Genomic DNA, 19,315 nt, shown 5'->3' on the forward strand with positions numbered 1-19,315 from the left:
AAAAAACTTTGGTGAGCCATGAAGGACTCGAACCTTCGACCCTCTGATTAAAAGTCAGATGCTCTACCGACTGAGCTAATGGCTCTAAAGAAATTCTGGTGCCGGCCAGAGGACTTGAACCCCCAACCTACTGATTACAAGTCAGTTGCTCTACCAATTGAGCTAGGCCGGCATTTTACAGCTATTAGTTGTTAGCTGTTAGGGTGAAATGTTCCTTCGAAGCCAATCCAAATTCACTTCATAGACTTACGCAAGACACTAACTAACCAACTAACTACTAATCACTAAAATGGTGGAGGATGACGGGCTCGAACCGCCGACCCTCTGCTTGTAAGGCAGATGCTCTCCCAGCTGAGCTAATCCTCCACATATATACAAGCTTGGCGACGTCCTACTCTCACAGGGGCAAAGCCCCAACTACCATCGGCGCTGAGAAGCTTAACTTCCGTGTTCGGGATGGGAACGGGTGTGACCTTCTCGCTATCGTCACCAAACTATTTGGTTTGAGGACTTGTTCCCTCAAAACTAGATAATGCTGAAGAAAAAGGACGAGTAATCAACATTGTTGAATCGAGCTGCGGCGCCTAGGAGCTCGAGGTCTTAAGCCATGCTGTCAAGAAGGTTAAAGAACAACCTTCTCGACAGCCCGACTTAAGCTTGTCGCTCCTGGCAAGGCGCCTCCGCATCTAAATTTGGTTAAGTCCTCGACCGATTAGTATTTGTCAGCTCCACGTGTCACCACGCTTCCACCCCAAACCTATCAACCTGATCANCGGTGTGTACAAGACCCGGGAACGTATTCACCGCGGCATGCTGATCCGCGATTACTAGCGATTCCAGCTTCATGCAGGCGAGTTGCAGCCTGCAATCCGAACTGAGAATGGTTTTATGGGATTCGCTCGACTTCACAGTTTTGCTGCCCTTTGTACCATCCATTGTAGCACGTGTGTAGCCCAGGTCATAAGGGGCATGATGATTTGACGTCATCCCCACCTTCCTCCGGTTTGTCACCGGCAGTCTCCTTAGAGTGCCCAACTAAATGCTGGCAACTAAGGACAAGGGTTGCGCTCGTTGCGGGACTTAACCCAACATCTCACGACACGAGCTGACGACAACCATGCACCACCTGTCACTCTGTCCCCCGAAGGGGAAAATCCTATCTCTAGGAGTGTCAGAGGATGTCAAGACCTGGTAAGGTTCTTCGCGTTGCTTCGAATTAAACCACATGCTCCACCGCTTGTGCGGGTCCCCGTCAATTCCTTTGAGTTTCAGCCTTGCGGCCGTACTCCCCAGGCGGAGTGCTTAATGCGTTTGCTGCAGCACTAAAGGGCGGAAACCCTCTAACACTTAGCACTCATCGTTTACGGCGTGGACTACCAGGGTATCTAATCCTGTTTGCTCCCCACGCTTTCGCGCCTCAGCGTCAGTTACAGACCAAAGAGTCGCCTTCGCCACTGGTGTTCCTCCACATCTCTACGCATTTCACCGCTACACGTGGAATTCCACTCTTCTCTTCTGCACTCAAGTTCCCCAGTTTCCAATGACCCTCCACGGTTGAGCCGTGGGCTTTCACATCAGACTTAAGGAACCGCCTGCGCGCGCTTTACGCCCAATAATTCCGGACAACGCTTGCCACCTACGTATTACCGCGGCTGCTGGCACGTAGTTAGCCGTGGCTTTCTGGTTAGGTACCGTCAAGGTACGAGCAGTTACTCTCGTACTTGTTCTTCCCTAACAACAGAGTTTTACGATCCGAAAACCTTCATCACTCACGCGGCGTTGCTCCGTCAGACTTTCGTCCATTGCGGAAGATTCCCTACTGCTGCCTCCCGTAGGAGTCTGGGCCGTGTCTCAGTCCCAGTGTGGCCGATCACCCTCTCAGGTCGGCTACGCATCGTCGCCTTGGTGAGCCGTTACCTCACCAACTAGCTAATGCGCCGCGGGCCCATCTATAAGTGACAGCCGAAGCCGCCTTTCAGCTTTCCCTCATGAGAGGAAAAGAATTATCCGGTATTAGCTCCGGTTTCCCGAAGTTATCCCAGTCTTATAGGCAGGTTGCCCACGTGTTACTCACCCGTCCGCCGCTAACCTTCGGGAGCAAGCTCCCTCAGATTCGCTCGACTTGCATGTATTAGGCACGCCGCCAGCGTTCGTCCTGAGCCAGGATCAAACTCTCCAAAAGAATCGTTTGACTGCTCATAAGTTGTCTTTATTAAAAAAGACTAAAAGTTAAAACGTTGACGTTTTTGTTTGTTTAGTTTTCAAAGAGCAATTTTTTGTCGATTGCTGACGACTTAGTTATATTATCAAATACAATTTTAAAAGTCAATACTCTTTTTAAAATTATTTTGAATTAAGCAAATTCCTTCAACAGCGACAGTTATTAATATATCACTATAAAAAATTAAATGCAAATGCTTTTTTCCAAAAGATTATGTTTATAACAATAAAAAGCCATTTTCTTTAAAATACCCTTCGAGAGGAAATTTTATAAAGAAAATGGCTTCCATTCTTTATTATTATCTGTGACGCATTAACGGGAATAATAGGACATCACGAATAGATGGTGAATTGGTTAAAAGCATAACCAAACGGTCAATACCAATACCTAAGCCCCCAGTCGGCGGCATTCCATATTCTAAAGCTTCGATAAAATCATCATCCATCATATGCGCTTCATCATTTCCTTGCTCTCGCTCTACTAGCTGAGCTTCAAAACGTTCACGCTGATCAATTGGATCGTTCAACTCTGTGAAGGCATTCGCATGCTCACGACCTACAATAAACAGCTCAAAACGGTCTGTAAAGCGTGGGTCCTCATCATTTTTCTTAGCAAGAGGCGAAATTTCAACAGGATGTCCGAAAATAAAAGTGGGTTGAATTAATTTATCTTCGACCCTTTGCTCAAAGAACTCATTAATGATATGTCCATATTCCATTGTATCTTTGATTTCAATATTATGTTCCTTCGCTAACTGTCTCGCTTCTTCTACAGTTGCTACATTCCAGAAATCTACTCCTGTATATTCCTTAATGGCATCGACCATATGAAGTCTCTTCCATTGTGGCGTTAAATCTACTTCATACTCGCCGTATTGAATCTTTGTAGTTCCTAATACTTCTTGCGCGACATGGGCAACAAGATTTTCAGTTAAAGCCATAATATCACGATAATCTGCATATGCTTCATATAGCTCAATCATTGTAAATTCAGGGTTATGTCTTGTGGAAACACCCTCATTACGGAAAACACGGCCAATTTCATAAACTTTTTCAAGTCCACCAACAATTAGGCGCTTTAAATGTAGCTCAATGGCAATACGCATAAATAGCTGCATATCCAACGCATTATGATGTGTAATAAACGGACGAGCTGCTGCTCCCCCAGCAATCGCATGCATCATCGGTGTTTCCACTTCTAAATAACCATTTTGATCAAGATAGTTGCGGATAGACCGAATGATTCGGCTTCGTGAAACAAAGGTCTCCTTGCTCTCTTCACTCATTATCAAATCTAAATAACGTTGACGATAACGCTGTTCAACATCTTTTAGACCGTGGAACTTATCTGGAAGAGGTCGTAATGATTTTGTAAGCAAATCAAATTGATTGGCTTTAATTGAAAGTTCTCCAACTTTTGTTTTAAATAGCTTACCAGTGATTCCGACAATATCCCCTAGATCAGCAATATTAAAAATTTCATATTGTTCTTCTCCAACAGCATCCTGTCGAACATATATCTGAATTTGTCCACTTAAATCTTGAATATGAGCAAAGCCTGCTTTACCCTTTCCACGCTTTGTCATGATACGACCAGCAATCGTAACTGAAACTTCCTTTTCATCTATTTCTTCTTTTTCAAGCGTCTCATATTGTTCTTTTAATTCCTTTGCAAGATGAGTGCGTTCAAAACGTTTACCGAACGGATCCATACCTTTATCACGTAATTGAGCGAGCTTCTCCCTTCTAACTTGCAACTGGTCATTTAATTCTTCATGACTCATGATTGTTCATCTCCTATATTAAATCTATTTATGTGAGTATTTATTCTGTATCAGCTCATTTTTGCATACTATACCATTTTACACAAACTATGGCTATCGTAAAAGTTTTAATATGAAACTTAATCAAATTCGCCCGTCGAATTTGCGTCCGGGCTTTTATCGAGCTCGCTCGATAAACTACCTTTAAAAAATCCGTTACATCCGCCGGAGGCTTAACTTCATTCAGCCGGGGTTTGCACCCCACTTATAGAGGTGGAGGACTTCTGTACATGTCGCAAGCTTTCGGTACAAAAAGCATTTGCTGAATGAAGTTAAATTAGTGCAGTCAATCGCCTATTGACCCGCTATGTATAAAAAAACTGCCGGTTTTCTATTCCGACAGTTTTCCTGTACTACTCTTTTATACTACTTGTTGTATCTCGACCTCTTCATTAGGAACTAAACTGTTTAATATTGCAACAAGCTCTTCTCTTGTATTACATTCATTAACAGCATTTCTAGCTTTTCCGTTTCCGGGAATTCCCTTTAGATACCACGCGGCATGTTTACGCATTTCTCTGACCGCGATTTTTTCATTCTTCAAATCGATTAGCCGATCAAGATGAAGAATACATACGTCCATTTTCTCACGAGCAGAAGGTTCATTCATTAGTTCTCCTGTCTCAAGATATTTCACTGTACGATAAATCATCCATGGATTCCCTAACGCGGCCCTTCCAATCATGACACCATCGCAGCCTGTTTCATCAAGCATACGCTTAGCATCCTGCGGTGTTTCAACATCACCGTTTCCAATAATCGGGATCCCGACTGATTGTTTTACCTCACGGATGATATCCCAGTTTGAGGTTCCTTCATACATTTGTATACGTGTGCGACCATGTAATGTGACTGCACTGCCACCTGCACGTTCTACTGCCTGTGCATTTTCAACCGCATAAATATGATCTTCATCCCATCCCATACGCATTTTCACTGTTACCGGCTTTTCAACCGCATCCACAACTGCCGCAACCATTTCATAGATTTTATTCGGATCAAGAAGCCATTTAGCCCCTGCATCTACCTTTGTAATCTTTGGAACTGGACAGCCCATATTAATATCAATAATATCAGCATTTGTATTCTCATCCACAAATTTTGCCGCTGCAACCAGTGACTCTTTTTCACCGCCAAAGATTTGCAGGCTAAGCGGCTTTTCAGCTTCATCCATATATAACATATTCATCGTTTTCTCGTTTTTAAATAAAATTCCTTTATCACTTACCATTTCAGCACATACTAATCCCGCACCGAATTCTTTTACCGTTAAGCGAAAAGCGGAATTGCAGACACCAGCCATTGGAGCTAATACAACTGGATTCTTCATAACAATATCGCCTATTTTCAGCATGTAATACCTCCTGATTTCTAAACAGTACGATTTTCCTCGAGCGGCCTTAGTTCATGATTACTTATATCCAGCACAGCGGCTATTCTTTCAATCATATCTTGTGAAGGCATTCGATTCCCTCTCTCAATTTCCCCTAATACTGAAACCGACACACCTAATTCCTTTGCAAAGCTTTCCTGAGTAAACCCCTTTAGTTTTCGAAATGCGCGAATACGTCTTCCCCATTTTTCTCTTTCCATACCCGTACCCCTTCTTTATCAGATAACTGATCTGCTATTTCATATAAAGGCTGTTTCAAAGTTGGAAGCACGATATCGGGAGTGATTTCTAATAAAGGAATGATAACAAATGACCTCTCATGCATTCGAGGATGCGGAACAACTAGCATCTCAGATATAATATTCTCATCATTATATAATAGAATGTCAAGGTCTATTGTCCTCGGACCCCACCGAATTTCCCTCTTTCTCCCAAGCTCTTTCTCCGTTTGCAAACAAGCTTCCAACAACTGATAAGGCGACAGCGCAGTCTGTACTTGTACTACCATATTTAAAAATTGACCCTGCTCCTCATATCCGACCGGATCCGTTTCATAAATTGAAGAAACATTTACCACAGCAATCGGATAGTTATCCTGCAGCATTTTCAATGCATCTACAAGGTTTTTCTTTCTATTTCCCATATTGGACCCTAGGGAAAGATAAGCTGTTTGGTTCATATTATGGTCGTCTCCTTGTAATTTCAACTGCAACAGACTCATAATGTCCTGGAATTGGAGGATTGGGCTTAATGACTTTAACTGTAGCAGCTAATACCTTTTCATATTTCTCCAGTATTTCACCTGCAATCCTTTCTGCTACTGCCTCAATTAATTTAAACGGTTCACCTTCAACAATCGTTTTGCATTCTTCATAGAGGTCAACATAGCTGATGGACTCCTCCAAATTATCATTTTTACCCGCAAGCTGCAGGTCTGTTTCAACCTTTAAATCGACAATAAATATTTGCCCGAGTCTTGTCTCCTCCGGCAAAATTCCATGGTATCCATAGAATTCCATTTTGTTAAGATAAATTGTATCCAACTACCTCTACCTTTCCCATCATGGCATCCATCATTTTTGCCATTCTGCTGATCTCTTTTACATCATGAACACGGAATATTTGACAGCCCTTTTGAATTCCAAAGCAAACAGCCGCACCTGTTCCCTCAACCCTCTCGTCCACAGGTAGATTTAGAACTCCACCAATCATTCGCTTGCGAGATGGTCCCACTAGGACCGGATAGCCTAATGCAACAAGCTTATCTAAATTTCTCATCATCTCCAGGTCCTTTTGCATGTCCTTTGCAAACCCAATGCCAGGATCGATAATGATATTCTCATCCTTCACTCCGGCCTTTTTCGCAATACTAATACTTTCAAAAAGGTCATTCAAGCAATCGCGGAAAAATGATTGGTAGTTTACATCGACTCGGTTATGCTGAAGAATTATTGGAACCTCTAGCTCTGCTGCAACAGCTGCCATATCTGGGTCTGCTTTCGCTCCCCAAATATCATTAATGATATTTGCACCTGCTTTAATAGCCGCTTTAGCTGTCTCTGCTTTAAAGGTGTCAATGGATAATGGTACTTGAACAGATTTCGAAATGGCTTCGATGACCGGAACGACACGGTCCAATTCCTCTTGAATGGAAATGGGGGTATACCCCGGTCGTGTAGATTCACCACCAATATCAATAATGTCAGCCCCATTCGCTACCATTTCCCGGGCCCTTTCCACCGCTCTATCCATCTCATTAAATTTGCCACCATCTGAGAAGGAATCAGGTGTGACATTCAATACGCCCATAATCAAAGTTTTCCTTCCATAATCAAGCGTATAGGAACCGCATTGAATCGTCTGATTCGACATATAAACACCTCTATAATATAAATATTGGCCATTTACTGCTTATTGGTAAAATTAATTATGATAACAATCTTCTCTTTCATTTTATGATATTATAACCGTGAAAAAAAGAAAAATCAGCCTTTTTAAAGAACGAATCAGAATAAACTGTTCTTTTATGTCGCAAAATGGCTAATAGACATAAAAAAGGAGCTTCCTTTAAAGGTAAGCTCCTTTTTTGAATGGTTTATTATTCAGCATCAAATTGGTACAATGCAGTGCTTAAATAGCGTTCTCCGTTGTCAGGAATAATCGCAACAACCTTCTTACCTTTTCCAAGTTTCTTACCAACCTCTAGTGCAGCATGGATAGCAGCTCCAGCAGAAATACCGCCAAGAATTCCTTCTTGTTGGCCTGCACGACGTGCTGCAGAGAAAGCTTCATCGGTTGAAACCTTAATGATTTCATCGTAAACAGCTGTATTTAAAACTTCAGGAACAAAGCCAGCACCAATTCCTTGAATTTTGTGCGGACCTGGTTTTCCTCCAGAAAGAACAGGTGAATCAACCGGCTCTACTGCATAGATTTTGATATCTTTATATTTTTCTTTCAGTACTTCACCAGCACCAGTGATGGTACCGCCCGTTCCGATTCCAGATACAAATGCGTCGAGTTGATCTCCAAACTGTTCAACTAGCTCTTTACCAGTTGTATTTCTGTGGATTTCTGGATTCGCTTCATTTTCAAACTGCTGCGGTAAAAAGTAACCATGCTTTTCAGCTAGTTCATTTGCTTTTCCGATAGCACCCTTCATGCCTTCAGGCCCTGGTGTTAACACAAGCTCTGCTCCATACGCACGAAGAAGGTTACGACGCTCCATGCTCATCGTTTCAGGCATTACAAGAATTGCTTTATAACCCTTCGCTGCCGCTACCCACGCTAAACCAATTCCTGTGTTTCCGCTTGTAGGCTCAATGATAGTATCGCCTTTCTTCAATTTACCACTTGCTTCAGCCGCTTCAATCATAGCCAATGCAATACGATCCTTTACACTGCTTCCTGGATTCATATACTCTAACTTTAGATAGACATCCGCACTATTTTCATCAACGATGTGATTAAGTTTAACAACAGGAGTTTGACCGATTAATTCCGTTACTGAATTTGCAATACGTACCATTCTCATGCACCCTTTCTTATCCCGAGTAGTTTTATTGGATTAATTAATTTAACTGTAAACCTATTTACACTAAATGTCAACTACTTTTATCGGAATTAAATTAATTTTTGCATTATACTGCTTCGTCCTTTAATGCTTCCAGCTCTTCCGCAGTAAATTGGTATTTTTCATTGCAAAAATGGCAATGTGCCTCTGCCTTACCATCCTCTTCAATCATATCCTGTATTTCTGTTTTTCCTAAACCAACGATGGCATCGCCAAATCTCTCCTTTGAGCAAGTGCATGTAAAGGAAACCGGCATTTTCTCAAGAAACTTAATATTATCTTCGCCCAAAAGTTCAATTAACATTTCCTCAGGAGTCAAGCCCTTATCAATTTGCTTGGAAATAGGAGGTATCTCAGTAAGGCGCTTTTCTATCAGACTGATGGTCTCCTCGGAAGTTCCAGGCATTAATTGAATAATAAAACCGCCAGCAGCCAATATGGAGTTATCAGGGTTAACAAGGACACCAACCCCAACAGCTGAGGGAACCTGCTCTGAGGAGGAGAAATAATAGGTAAAGTCCTCACCTAATTCTCCAGAAACAAGTGGAACCTGCCCAGTGAAAAAGTCGCGCATTCCAATATCCTTTACAACAGTCAAAGTACCCGAAGTTCCCACAGCTCGTTTTACATCTAATTTGCCGTGCTCATTTAAATCGAAGTGGGTTTGCGGGTTCAATACATACCCTCTTACTTCCCCTTTGGCATTTGCGTCGACTAAAATATGACCGATAGGGCCGTCTCCTTCAATTTTAACGGTTAATTTTTGCTCATCTGAAAGCATAGCTCCCATCATCACCGATGCCGTCATCGCTCTTCCTAACGCAGCAGAAGCTGTCGGCCATGTGTTATGGCGGCGCTGTCCCTCACTAACCGTTTCTGTACTACGTACTGCATATGCACGAACCTGACCATTGAAGGCAAGTGCTTTTACTAAATAATCGTTCATTAAAATACTCCTTTTTCCTTTAAATTTTACTTAACTATTTTTTAGATTCTCCATATTTCGTTTATAAATAAGTCGCAAACCCTTTAAAGTTAAAAATGGATCGACAATATCAATAACCGTTGATTCCTTAGATATAAGCGAAGCGAGTCCTCCTGTTGCAATAACAGTTGGCGGCTGTTTACTCTCAGCCTTCATTCTGTTGACAATTCCTTCAACCTGACCTACATAGCCATAAACGATGCCTGACTGCATAGCAGAAACCGTATTTTTACCAATTACTCCATCTGGACGGACAAGCTCAATTCTTGGAAGTTTAGCAGCACGTGTATACAATGCTTCTGTCGAAATCCCAATGCCAGGGGCAATGGCGCCACCAAAATACTCCTTATCCTCGTTAACATAGCAGTAGGTTGTGGCTGTCCCGAAATCAACAATGATTAATGGGCTGCCATATTCATGAATTGCACCAACCGCATTAACGATCCGGTCTGCACCGACCTCTCTTGGATTTTCATATTTAATATTTAAGCCTGTCTTTACACCCGGCCCTACGACCAACGGCTTAATATGGAAGTATTTTTGACACATTCTCTCTAAAGCGAACATAATCGGAGGAACAACGGAAGAGATTATGATGCCGTCTATATCAGAAAACTTAAGATTAACGTGGTCAAATAGATTCTTTATGACCATCCCATACTCATCTTCAGTTCGGTTCCGATGGGTTTCTACTCTCCAATGATGGATGAGCTCTTCTCCACTATATACCCCTAATACAGTATTTGTATTTCCAACGTCAAATACGAAAATCATCACTATTCACCACATTTTCTTTATGATCTTTTATTCTGCAAACATCATATCATAATTATTGTCAAAACTGCGTGTATTCGCTCTGTACAGAGTCATAAAACAACTTCTTCAGCAGGGACTGAGCTAGCTTAAAGACAGAAAAAGACGCTCGTCTAGGAGCGCCTTTTTTTGCAACTTTAAGAACGATCATCTGGATTGTTATTCTGCTCAGCAGGTTTTTCAGCTTCCAGATTCTTTTCCTCTGTTGTTGTCACATCATCTTTTTTGTTGATTGTTACTTTTACATTTTCAGTAGAAGCATCAATCACTTTTCTTTCTGGAAGTGTTCCATGATCAGCTAAATGTTTGATTTGCTCAGCATCCAAGGTTTCCACTTCAAGTAAGGTTTCAGCGATGATATTTAATTTATCACGGTTTTCTGTAAGGATCTTTCTGGCCTTCTCATAGCACTCTTTTATTATACGTTGAATTTCAAGGTCAATTTCATAAGCAATCGCATCTGAATAGTTTTGTTCATTATGGAAGTCACGACCTAAGAATACTTGGCCTCCCTGAGATTGTCCAAATTGAAGTGGTCCAAGCTTATCACTCATACCAAACTCTGTTACCATTCGACGTGCTATTCCAGTTGCACGCTGGAAGTCGTTATGAGCTCCCGTACTTACTTCGCCAAAGACAATATCCTCTGAGACACGACCACCAAGAAGTCCGGTAATCTTATCTAGAAGCTCAGGCTTTGTCATAAAGTAGCGATCTTCTTTAGGAAGCATGACGGCATAACCGCCCGCCTGTCCACGAGGAACAATCGTCACTTTTTGAACAATTTCTGCATCATCCAGTATTAATCCAATAACCGTATGTCCAGCTTCATGGAAAGCAACAATATTTCTTTCCTTTTGGGAAATAACCCGACTCTTTTTCGCCGGTCCTGCAATAACTCGGTCTGTCGCTTCATCGATATCTAACATATCGATTTTCTTCTTATCACGACGTGCCGCCACTAACGCAGCTTCGTTTAATAAGTTTTCTAAATCCGCACCTGAGAAACCAGGTGTACGTTGAGCAATTGCCTTTAAATTCACGTCTTCCGCTAGCGGCTTATTTCTAGCATGAACATGCAATACCGCTTCACGACCTTTTACATCGGGGCGGTCAACCGTAATTTGACGGTCAAAACGTCCTGGACGTAGAAGGGCTGGATCGAGAATATCAGCACGGTTTGTTGCAGCAATAATAATTATTCCCTCATTACCACCAAATCCGTCCATTTCAACAAGCAATTGGTTTAATGTCTGCTCACGCTCATCGTGACCGCCACCAAGACCGGCACCACGTTGACGTCCTACAGCATCAATCTCATCAATAAAAATGATACAAGGAGCATTTTTCTTCGCTGTTTCAAATAAATCACGAACACGCGAAGCCCCTACCCCAACGAACATTTCAACAAAGTCCGAACCACTTATAGAGAAGAAAGGAACTCCCGCCTCACCCGCTGTTGCACGAGCAAGCAATGTTTTACCTGTACCTGGAGGTCCGACAAGAAGAACCCCTTTTGGAATTCTGGCACCAAGCTCAACAAACTTTCTTGGGTCCTTTAAAAACTCAACAACTTCAACAAGTTCTTGCTTTTCTTCGTCTGCACCTGCTACATCCTTAAAGCGAACCTTTTTCTTATCTTCACTGTACAGCTTCGCTTTACTCTTACCAAAATTCATTACCCGGCTGCCTCCGCCTTGGGCTTGGTTTAGCAGGAAGAAGAATAAGATGAAAATAATGACAAACGGTATAATCGACGTAAAGAAGGTTACCCATCCGCTTGTTTCTTTAGCAGGCAGCTTTTCAAGCTTTAAGTCCGCGGCCATGCTATTGATTCGTTCAATTTCACTATCTGTATTGGATACATAAGTGATAAAATATTTGCCTTCTTCATACCCCTTCAGTTGTCCACGTACTTCAAGGACTCCACGCTCAGGCTGCGTAGTTAGAGACGTTACATCACCATTCTCAAGGTGCTCAATAAACGTATCATACGTTATATTATCTGTAGGTTGGTTACCACTATTAAAGAAACTTACTACGCCTATAATGACTAGAAAAATTAATAAATAAAAGATGGTATTACGGAAAATCCGATTCATCCCTTGCCTCCTCCCACGGTCAACAAACTATAGTGTATAGTACCATAGAAAATCATGGTAATACAAGAAATTACACTTCTGAAACCATTTACAAGCATTGTTCTTTCAGATGTCTATATAAAAAAATTATTACCGGTTAATTACTGTATACATGCGGTTTCAACACACCTATATACGGTAGGTTGCGATACTTCTCCGCGTAGTCCAAGCCATAGCCGACAACAAACGCATCTGGAACAATAAAACCTACATAATCTGCTTTAATATCTGCTTTCCTTCCAGTTGGCTTATCAAGCAGGGTAACGATTTTTACTGATTTTGCTTTACGATAATGGAATAACTCTACTAAGTAACTCAATGTTAAGCCACTATCAATGATATCCTCAATAATTAATACATCGCGGCCTTCAACAGAGGTATCCAAGTCCTTTAATATTTTTACTTCTCCAGTGGATACCATTGCGTTTCCGTAGCTTGATACATCCATGAAGTCCATTTCAAGGTGATTATCGATTCGTTTTAAAAGGTCACCCATAAACAGAACAGCACCCTTAAGTACACCAATCGCAAGCGGGAATTTATCCTGATAATCCTCCGTTATTTGAGCTCCTAATTCTTTTATCTTGTTTTGAAGCTCTTCTTCGGATATTAATACACTTTCAATGTCATTTTTCATGTTTAGTATGCCCCCTAGATGATTATTACATAATGAAGTTCTCTATTATTAATTGTATTAGTCAGCCTTTATCAAAAGTTTTCTCCATTCAATATTTGTTTATCCCATTCCTTTTGATAAAAACATTATTCATTTTGCCTTTTATATGTTATAAGAAGATAATTCTCATCCTTATTTACTAATGACGCCTCTCTGCTTTCCTTCAATCCCGGCAGCCACAGAACCCGATTTTGTCCATCTGTTATCACGGGCCAGGTATCTCTTTCACCAAGTGGTACCTTCTCATCAATGAAAATTCGTTTGATTTTTTTTGACCCTTCCATTCCTTTCAGACTCATTCGATCCCCTGGTTTTCTCGTCCTAATGATAATTGGAAGCATAACAGCCTTTTTATTTAACAGGATTGAATCCTTAAGAATTTCCTCGCAGGCTGTATATTCTAATAAAACACTATCACCATTTGGAAGAAAATATTCACCAGGCTGGTTAGCCTCTATACAGAATCCTTCCTCCACACTGTCAGCATTGAAGACAAAGTGGCACATTCGGTAAGACCGCTTTACCTTTAGACCATATGGGAAATCCAAACGACCAGAAGGATTATTTCCCTTTATTAGCGAAAAAAATTGTTCAATATGTACAGCAGATAAGGATGCTGGCTTTTTTTCGTATAGATAGTTTAATATTAGATGAATGCCTCTTCTTTGTAAAGGAATTGGCATTGCTTGGAAAGCATCTATATCAATGGTTATTCTATTAGCTTGTTTATCTTTCCATACTGTATTCATTTTTTCTTTCGTTAATTCCTGCAGCAGCTCTTCGTCCTGCAGCAATTCCTCACTAAATCGTTGAAAATGCTCATGTACTTGCTGGTTTTCCTGCTTTAAAAAAGGAACGACATGGTTTCGAAAACGATTGCGAAGATAGACATCCTTTTCATTACTAGGGTCCCGACGAGGATTTAATTCATGCTCGAGACAATACTCCTCAATTTCCCTCCTGCTCAAAACTAAAAAAGGTCTGACAATAAAGACATCTCCAAAGCGTCTGATAAACGGAATACCGGCTCTTGCCGTTCCTGAGCTTCCACGCGTTAATCGCATAAGAATCGTTTCAATTTGGTCATCACCATGATGCGCTAGCGCGATATGTGTTAACCGATGCTCCCTCACTACTTCAGCAAAGAACTCATAGCGACACTCTCTTGAAGAAACCTGAGAGCTTTTCCCTGTCCTTTCTATGTACTCTGGCACATTCACCCGTTTCATTGCAAAGGGGATATGGCGTTCCTGACAAAATTGCTCGACAAATTTTGCTTCATTATAGGATTCCATTCCTCTGAACATATGATCAACATGAGCCACAACTAGGTAAAAATCCTGTTGCTTTTGTTTTTTCCACAACAGGTGTAAAAGCGCTAAAGAATCTGGTCCACCTGATACACCAACAAGAAGTCGTTTACCTGTTAGTGTGAAATGCTTATGCTTTAAAAAACGATCAACTTTTTCTTCTATCATGACAAGTACATCCCTATCACTAATTTCTTCCTGCAAATCTACTATCCTTATTTATTAAGCATACCATTTTCTAAACATGTAACCAAAGGACAAAACTTATAAATTTCATTATTCTTTTTCCGGCTAGAGGCGAAATGCACTCGCCTCTCTTGTTAAATTAATTGACCGAAAATATAGAAAGCATAAAAAACCAGAAACACCACTGTTAATAACAACGTTTCAACAAACCCGCCCTTTCTCTGCCTTCTTTGTTTTCCCTGCCTGCTGGCACCATTCACCCCAGCTTGTGTGTGAAAAGCCTTAGTTTGGCTAGCACGGCTTCTTGTATTTATAGAGGTTTGACGAGCGCCCTTTTCATGACTAATGGCTTTTAATAAATCTTGACGCATTTCCGTTGCCGAATGATAGCGCCCTTCAAGGGCACGAAGAATGACGAATGCGTATTTTTGCAAAGCTTTGCTTTGTTTTAACTGTTCGCTAAGCTGCGTAATCCCACCAGTCGTTTTCGAGAATCGTTTTGGATAGGCTGTGTGTAACATAATCATCGCTACCGCAAAAAGGTCGTATCCTTCGTCTGCCTTTCTTGAACCAAGACCCCAATATCCACGGTCATAAAATTCAGTAAATTCCTTTATCGCTCTTCCCTTTAACGTTGTCCCACCAACATCAATACATCGTATACGTGGAGATGGACCGGTTACGATTAGATTCTCCGGCTTTAGATCACCAAATATCCAGCCATTCCGGTGAAGCTTCTCCAAATCGGATAGGAGCTGCAGAATTAATACAGGAAGCCAGGAATGGCCTTTCTGTGCTATAAAGGACATAAAATCAGGTCCTTGTATATACTCCATTACATAAAAGGAAATTTGACCAGTCCCCTGCTCCCAATCATCTACATCATACAAAGAAGGTCCTAAGGCAGAGCCCTGGACCTTTGCAAAGGATTTGAGAACATTTACTTCAGAGGTAATAGACATTCCGTTATCGCTCATTTTCAGGGCTACATACTCCTGGTTTCGCTTTGCAAGGTATACGATACCGTTGGCCCCAAATCCCAACTCTTTCACTATGGTATAGGTGTGCCGATGCCATTTGCCTTGAATGATCGCCCCAGGGCTGACTTTACACTGATTCTTCATAGAATTCATCATCACCAGAAAGCAGACTCCTTAGTGAACGTTTTTTCTTAAAGTATTGCAACGCCTCACTAATGGCAGGTCCAGTCGGCGTAATTCCGCCCATCGATAATTTAGAAAAAACACTTGTTAATGATTCGAGCCTTGGTGTCCAATCTAGTAACTTATCGACTTCATTCTTTTTCCCGGGAAATACAAACACTGAAAAGCGATTTTCACCAGAGCGGGCATTTAAACTTAGTGATAGGTCAAGTAAGGCTTCTTTAACTGTCGGAAGCTTTTCCTTCATACTTGCACTTGTATCAACTAGAATCAGCACCTCAAGCTCAACTGACTCCCCAAGCTCATCCACTACCTCCATGACCTCTCCTCTTTTTTCCGGTGGAAGGTCCTCTAATGTATGTGTACGACCGAGAATCTGCTGAAGCTCTTTATTTACAACACCCTGCAGAGTCTGTGTCATCGCCTTTCTTGTCACCATCTGAACCGTTTGTGATAGCTTGTGCGCATAGACCACTTGACTAACACCGCCACCAGCCATCGATATGCCTTCAATTTCCTTAAGTCCCTGGTCATCAATCACATCCTGGTCCATCACGCCTATGACATTAACCGTTATTCCCTGTTCCTTCGCTAGTGCCGCCATAGCAATAGGATCTTCACCTTGATTTGAGCAACCGTCCGTTATCAGTAATATTTGCTTTAACGTGCCTGTCTTCATCAAGTTTCCCTCCAAATCTGAAATGTTACCATTTTCGACGATAAGAAGGGAATTTATACATATTCTATATGAATGGACCAGGATAAAAAATGACCGACAGTAACTCTGCATCAGCATGAGTCACTGTCGGTCATGAGCAGACAGCGAATTGCATAAAAAACGCTTATCCATTAATTTGCCTTCTGATTAAACTGGGGTAAAGGAATAGAAGCCCATTTCGGCGTATTGTGTTTGATCTTTGCTACAACTACCGTCATATCATCCTCGATAAAGCCTGATCTCGACCTGATAACCTCCTCCATAATGACGTCTGCAATCCCTTGCGGCTCTTCTGTTTTTAATTCCTTTATTTTCCGTTTCATCCACAAATCATAGTTTTCTACATGCTTTGGACCTTCAAATACTCCATCACTCATCATAATTAAAAGGTCACCTGCTTTTAGCTGCTCACTGACGACATCCACCTCAAAGTCATCTATAATGCCCATCGGCAAATTGCTTGCCTGTATTTTTAGAACCTTATTGCCTCTTTTAATAAAGCTCGGCGTAGAGCCGATTTTTAAGAACTTTGCAGAGGCATTCTGTAAATCTACCATTGCTAAATCCAGTGTAGAGAAGATTTCATCCGTTGTTCGAAGTGACAATACCGAGTTTACGGATTTGATGGCAACTCTTTCTTCAATCCCAGACTGGAGGATTTTCTGCAGCAGCTGAAGGGTTTCCTGACTTTCTATATGGGCTCTTTCTCCATTACCCATACCGTCACTGATAGCAATCGCATATTTCCCACAGCTAAGCTCAGTAGTAGAATAGCTGTCACCTGAAATAAGACCGCCATCCTTTGCGGCATGCGCTACACCGATTTCCACCGAATAAGCCTTAGCGGAGCGGAAGGTTACATGACAGAAATCATTACCGAAGGGGGAATATTCCTCTGAGTTTACAATAATCGTTTCACCTAATATATCTGAAAGGATCGGAGCAATTAGCTTCTCACATTCCCCATGTCCCTGATAATCTGGTATCGTCATATCTATATCTACATTTCCTTGTTCAAGACTGTAGATCTCCACCTGCTCAACCTCAATGCCAAAGTCCTGCATCGCTTCGAGAATAAGTTCCTCCTGTTTATGATGATTTTCCCTCTCCCGCTGAATCTCCTTCGCAAAATTACCCATTATTTCCGACACACCAAGTAATTGGTCGGCCACCAGCTTTCTTGATTCCTTAACTTGCCTTTTCAGCTTTTGATTTGCCTGATAATAGGTTAATTCCTGCTGCATCGCCTCCACAACTTTTTTTGGCTTCACACAGTGGACACCAAACTCGCGGTATAATTTTTGCGAAACCTCTCCTTCTTTTTGCTCCATATCTAGCATAATTTCCTTCATATAATCATATGTTTCATTAAAGTTCCTTGTCCAGCACTGTTCCTTACGATGACAGAGCTGACAAGTCTTTTCCGTTACATTGCTTAAAAAATAATCAAGCTCTCGGTCATTTTCATCCCATTCCGCAGGCTCACTCTGATTTGAGAAGCTATTAGAAAGGGCCTGAAACACATTAGAAAACTGAGCGACTCTTTGCGAGGTCACATCTCTCATTTTTCTCATGTATTGCTGTTGCTCCTGTGAATGCTCCAATGTACCCGGAATATATTTTGCTAGTTTAGATGTGAATGTTTTTGGGGTAAGGAATAATAGCGCTATGGCAACCCCTGATTCTACAAGTGTCTTAAATAAGGCTGCATTGCCATCTCCGTACATACCGATTAATAGGGTCGCAATTAACAGGCCCACGGAGACCCCAATCTTTTTCCCCTCCTTAAGGAGACCTCCCAGCAGGCCTGAAAAAGCTAATAAACTCATGTGGGAAAAGCTGGAGATGCTTGCTAAACTAAAGATAAGACCTGTTACCACTCCAACGGTCGAACCAACTGTTGCACCAGCCACAAAGGCAAATAACAACACAAGATACCTTGCCAATACGTGGTCAACAGAAATATCATAGATTGTCCAGCCAATGGTTCCAGTCATAACAGATGCCAATAATATAATTAAACAGACAATTTCTTCTGTTTTTAACGATTGTCTACGTTTTGATATAGATAATAACGGAAGCCCCTGCAAGAAGATAAGCGTTAAAATAAAACCTAAACTTGATTCCACTCCGGCCATCATAAGTTCATATAGGCTAAATTTACCCGAAACGATATACCCTTCAGTAAGACTGCCGGCGAACAACACAGAAAATACATAAAACGGAATGATCTTGACCTCATTTTTCAGCCATTTTTTCGTAGCCTTGTAGGAAATCAAGAATAGCAATGTCAATGCAAATGTAGAAACAGCATCAACGATGGAAAGGGTAGCCGCACCCCCAATAAGCCCAATTAAGGCTAATGGTGCCCGATCCTTCCTTACAAGATATACAGCAGCAAAGAAAGGAACACTAAATGGTGTTAATTTAGCTAAGATTAGTGAACGTCCAAGTAAAAAACCTATCAATAAGAGGATATAGCCTTTTTTTAGAAAAAGGGTTTCCATCTTTGCTTGAAGATTAGTAAAGGGATTGGCCAACTTTAATTTCGATTTCGCAAGGCTAACATCCCTGATAGGATCCATGAAATTCCGCTCTACCTTTTCCACGCAGCTTCACACTCCCTGCCTAAGTATTTTCATTCATTATATAGACGTTAGCTATAGAAGTTTGTCAAAATGATGGACATGCCCTTTTTTTTCGTTCGACTCATTTCCACTAAAAGTATAAAAATAACAAAAGATATAAGGGTATTAGGCACTAGAATAGTGGATATATTCCAAACAGCAAAAAATCCTGTCACATAATAAGACA

General features: G+C 41.4%; 15 protein-coding genes, 3 tRNA genes and 2 rRNA genes. All 20 read right to left on the reverse strand.

The features are described from left to right. Positions 1-9: 9 nt before the first annotated feature. Positions 10-85, reverse strand: a tRNA-Lys gene (locus BQ5321_RS02355). A gap of 11 nt (positions 86-96) precedes the next feature. Continuing rightward, positions 97-172, reverse strand: a tRNA-Thr gene (locus tag BQ5321_RS02360). Positions 173-290: 118 nt separating this feature from the next. Next, positions 291-366, reverse strand: a tRNA-Val gene (locus BQ5321_RS02365). Between the two features lie 12 nt (positions 367-378). Continuing rightward, a 5S ribosomal RNA gene (gene rrf, locus BQ5321_RS02370) occupies positions 379-494 on the reverse strand. Positions 495-758: 264 nt separating this feature from the next. Beyond that, a 16S ribosomal RNA gene (locus BQ5321_RS02375) occupies positions 759-2,182 on the reverse strand. Between the two features lie 337 nt (positions 2,183-2,519). Continuing rightward, positions 2,520-4,004 (reverse strand): lysine--tRNA ligase, encoded by a 1,485-nt coding sequence (gene lysS, locus BQ5321_RS02380; protein ID WP_071393044.1) that lies wholly within the window; start codon positions 4,002-4,004, stop codon positions 2,520-2,522. A 400-nt stretch (positions 4,005-4,404) separates the two neighbouring features. Further along, positions 4,405-5,397 carry a tRNA dihydrouridine synthase DusB gene (dusB, locus tag BQ5321_RS02385; RefSeq protein WP_071393045.1) on the reverse strand — a complete coding sequence of 331 codons (993 nt, stop codon included), beginning with the start codon at positions 5,395-5,397 and terminating at the stop codon, positions 4,405-4,407. A 17-nt stretch (positions 5,398-5,414) separates the two neighbouring features. After that, complete coding sequence (locus BQ5321_RS02390; RefSeq protein ID WP_071393046.1) at positions 5,415-5,636, reverse strand: helix-turn-helix domain-containing protein; 222 nt, start codon at positions 5,634-5,636, stop codon at positions 5,415-5,417. Continuing rightward, a complete protein-coding gene (gene folK / locus BQ5321_RS02395; RefSeq protein WP_071393047.1) occupies positions 5,588-6,115 on the reverse strand; it encodes a 2-amino-4-hydroxy-6-hydroxymethyldihydropteridine diphosphokinase in 528 nt (175 codons plus the stop codon). The genes BQ5321_RS02390 and folK overlap by 49 nt, the downstream gene beginning before the upstream one ends. A 1-nt stretch (position 6,116) precedes the next feature. Then, complete coding sequence (folB, locus tag BQ5321_RS02400) at positions 6,117-6,479, reverse strand: dihydroneopterin aldolase (RefSeq protein ID WP_071393048.1); 363 nt, start codon at positions 6,477-6,479, stop codon at positions 6,117-6,119. Then, the gene (gene folP, locus BQ5321_RS02405; protein WP_071393049.1) at positions 6,460-7,308 is read right to left on the reverse strand and encodes a dihydropteroate synthase; all 849 of its coding nucleotides are present in this window, start codon (positions 7,306-7,308) and stop codon (positions 6,460-6,462) included. The genes folB and folP overlap by 20 nt, the downstream gene beginning before the upstream one ends. A gap of 226 nt (positions 7,309-7,534) precedes the next feature. Continuing rightward, complete coding sequence (cysK, locus tag BQ5321_RS02410) at positions 7,535-8,464, reverse strand: cysteine synthase A (RefSeq protein ID WP_071393050.1); 930 nt, start codon at positions 8,462-8,464, stop codon at positions 7,535-7,537. 112 nt (positions 8,465-8,576) lie between these two features. Next, positions 8,577-9,455, reverse strand: coding sequence for an Hsp33 family molecular chaperone HslO (gene hslO / locus BQ5321_RS02415; protein WP_071393051.1), 879 nt, complete (start codon positions 9,453-9,455; stop codon positions 8,577-8,579). A gap of 30 nt (positions 9,456-9,485) precedes the next feature. Continuing rightward, positions 9,486-10,268 (reverse strand): type III pantothenate kinase, encoded by a 783-nt coding sequence (locus tag BQ5321_RS02420; protein WP_187143715.1) that lies wholly within the window; start codon positions 10,266-10,268, stop codon positions 9,486-9,488. A gap of 176 nt (positions 10,269-10,444) precedes the next feature. Beyond that, positions 10,445-12,409 (reverse strand): ATP-dependent zinc metalloprotease FtsH, encoded by a 1,965-nt coding sequence (gene ftsH / locus BQ5321_RS02425; protein ID WP_071393053.1) that lies wholly within the window; start codon positions 12,407-12,409, stop codon positions 10,445-10,447. Between the two features lie 136 nt (positions 12,410-12,545). Then, positions 12,546-13,085, reverse strand: coding sequence for a hypoxanthine phosphoribosyltransferase (hpt, locus tag BQ5321_RS02430; protein WP_071393054.1), 540 nt, complete (start codon positions 13,083-13,085; stop codon positions 12,546-12,548). Between the two features lie 125 nt (positions 13,086-13,210). After that, positions 13,211-14,602 carry a tRNA lysidine(34) synthetase TilS gene (gene tilS, locus BQ5321_RS02435; protein ID WP_071396746.1) on the reverse strand — a complete coding sequence of 464 codons (1,392 nt, stop codon included), beginning with the start codon at positions 14,600-14,602 and terminating at the stop codon, positions 13,211-13,213. Positions 14,603-14,754: 152 nt separating this feature from the next. Continuing rightward, on the reverse strand, positions 14,755-15,759 hold the full coding sequence (locus BQ5321_RS02440; RefSeq protein WP_071393055.1) for a serine/threonine protein kinase: 1,005 nt from the start codon (positions 15,757-15,759) through the stop codon (positions 14,755-14,757). Continuing rightward, positions 15,728-16,462 carry a vWA domain-containing protein gene (locus BQ5321_RS02445; protein ID WP_071393056.1) on the reverse strand — a complete coding sequence of 245 codons (735 nt, stop codon included), beginning with the start codon at positions 16,460-16,462 and terminating at the stop codon, positions 15,728-15,730. Before BQ5321_RS02445 ends, BQ5321_RS02440 begins: the two co-directional genes overlap by 32 nt. 170 nt (positions 16,463-16,632) lie before the next feature. Next, positions 16,633-19,110, reverse strand: coding sequence for a stage II sporulation protein E (gene spoIIE, locus BQ5321_RS02450; RefSeq protein WP_071393057.1), 2,478 nt, complete (start codon positions 19,108-19,110; stop codon positions 16,633-16,635). Between the last annotated feature and the right edge of the window lie 205 nt (positions 19,111-19,315).

Origin of the sequence: Bacillus tuaregi, assembly GCF_900104575.1 — a bacterium.
Classification (GTDB): Bacteria; Bacillota; Bacilli; order Bacillales; family Cytobacillaceae; genus Bacillus_BD; species Bacillus_BD tuaregi.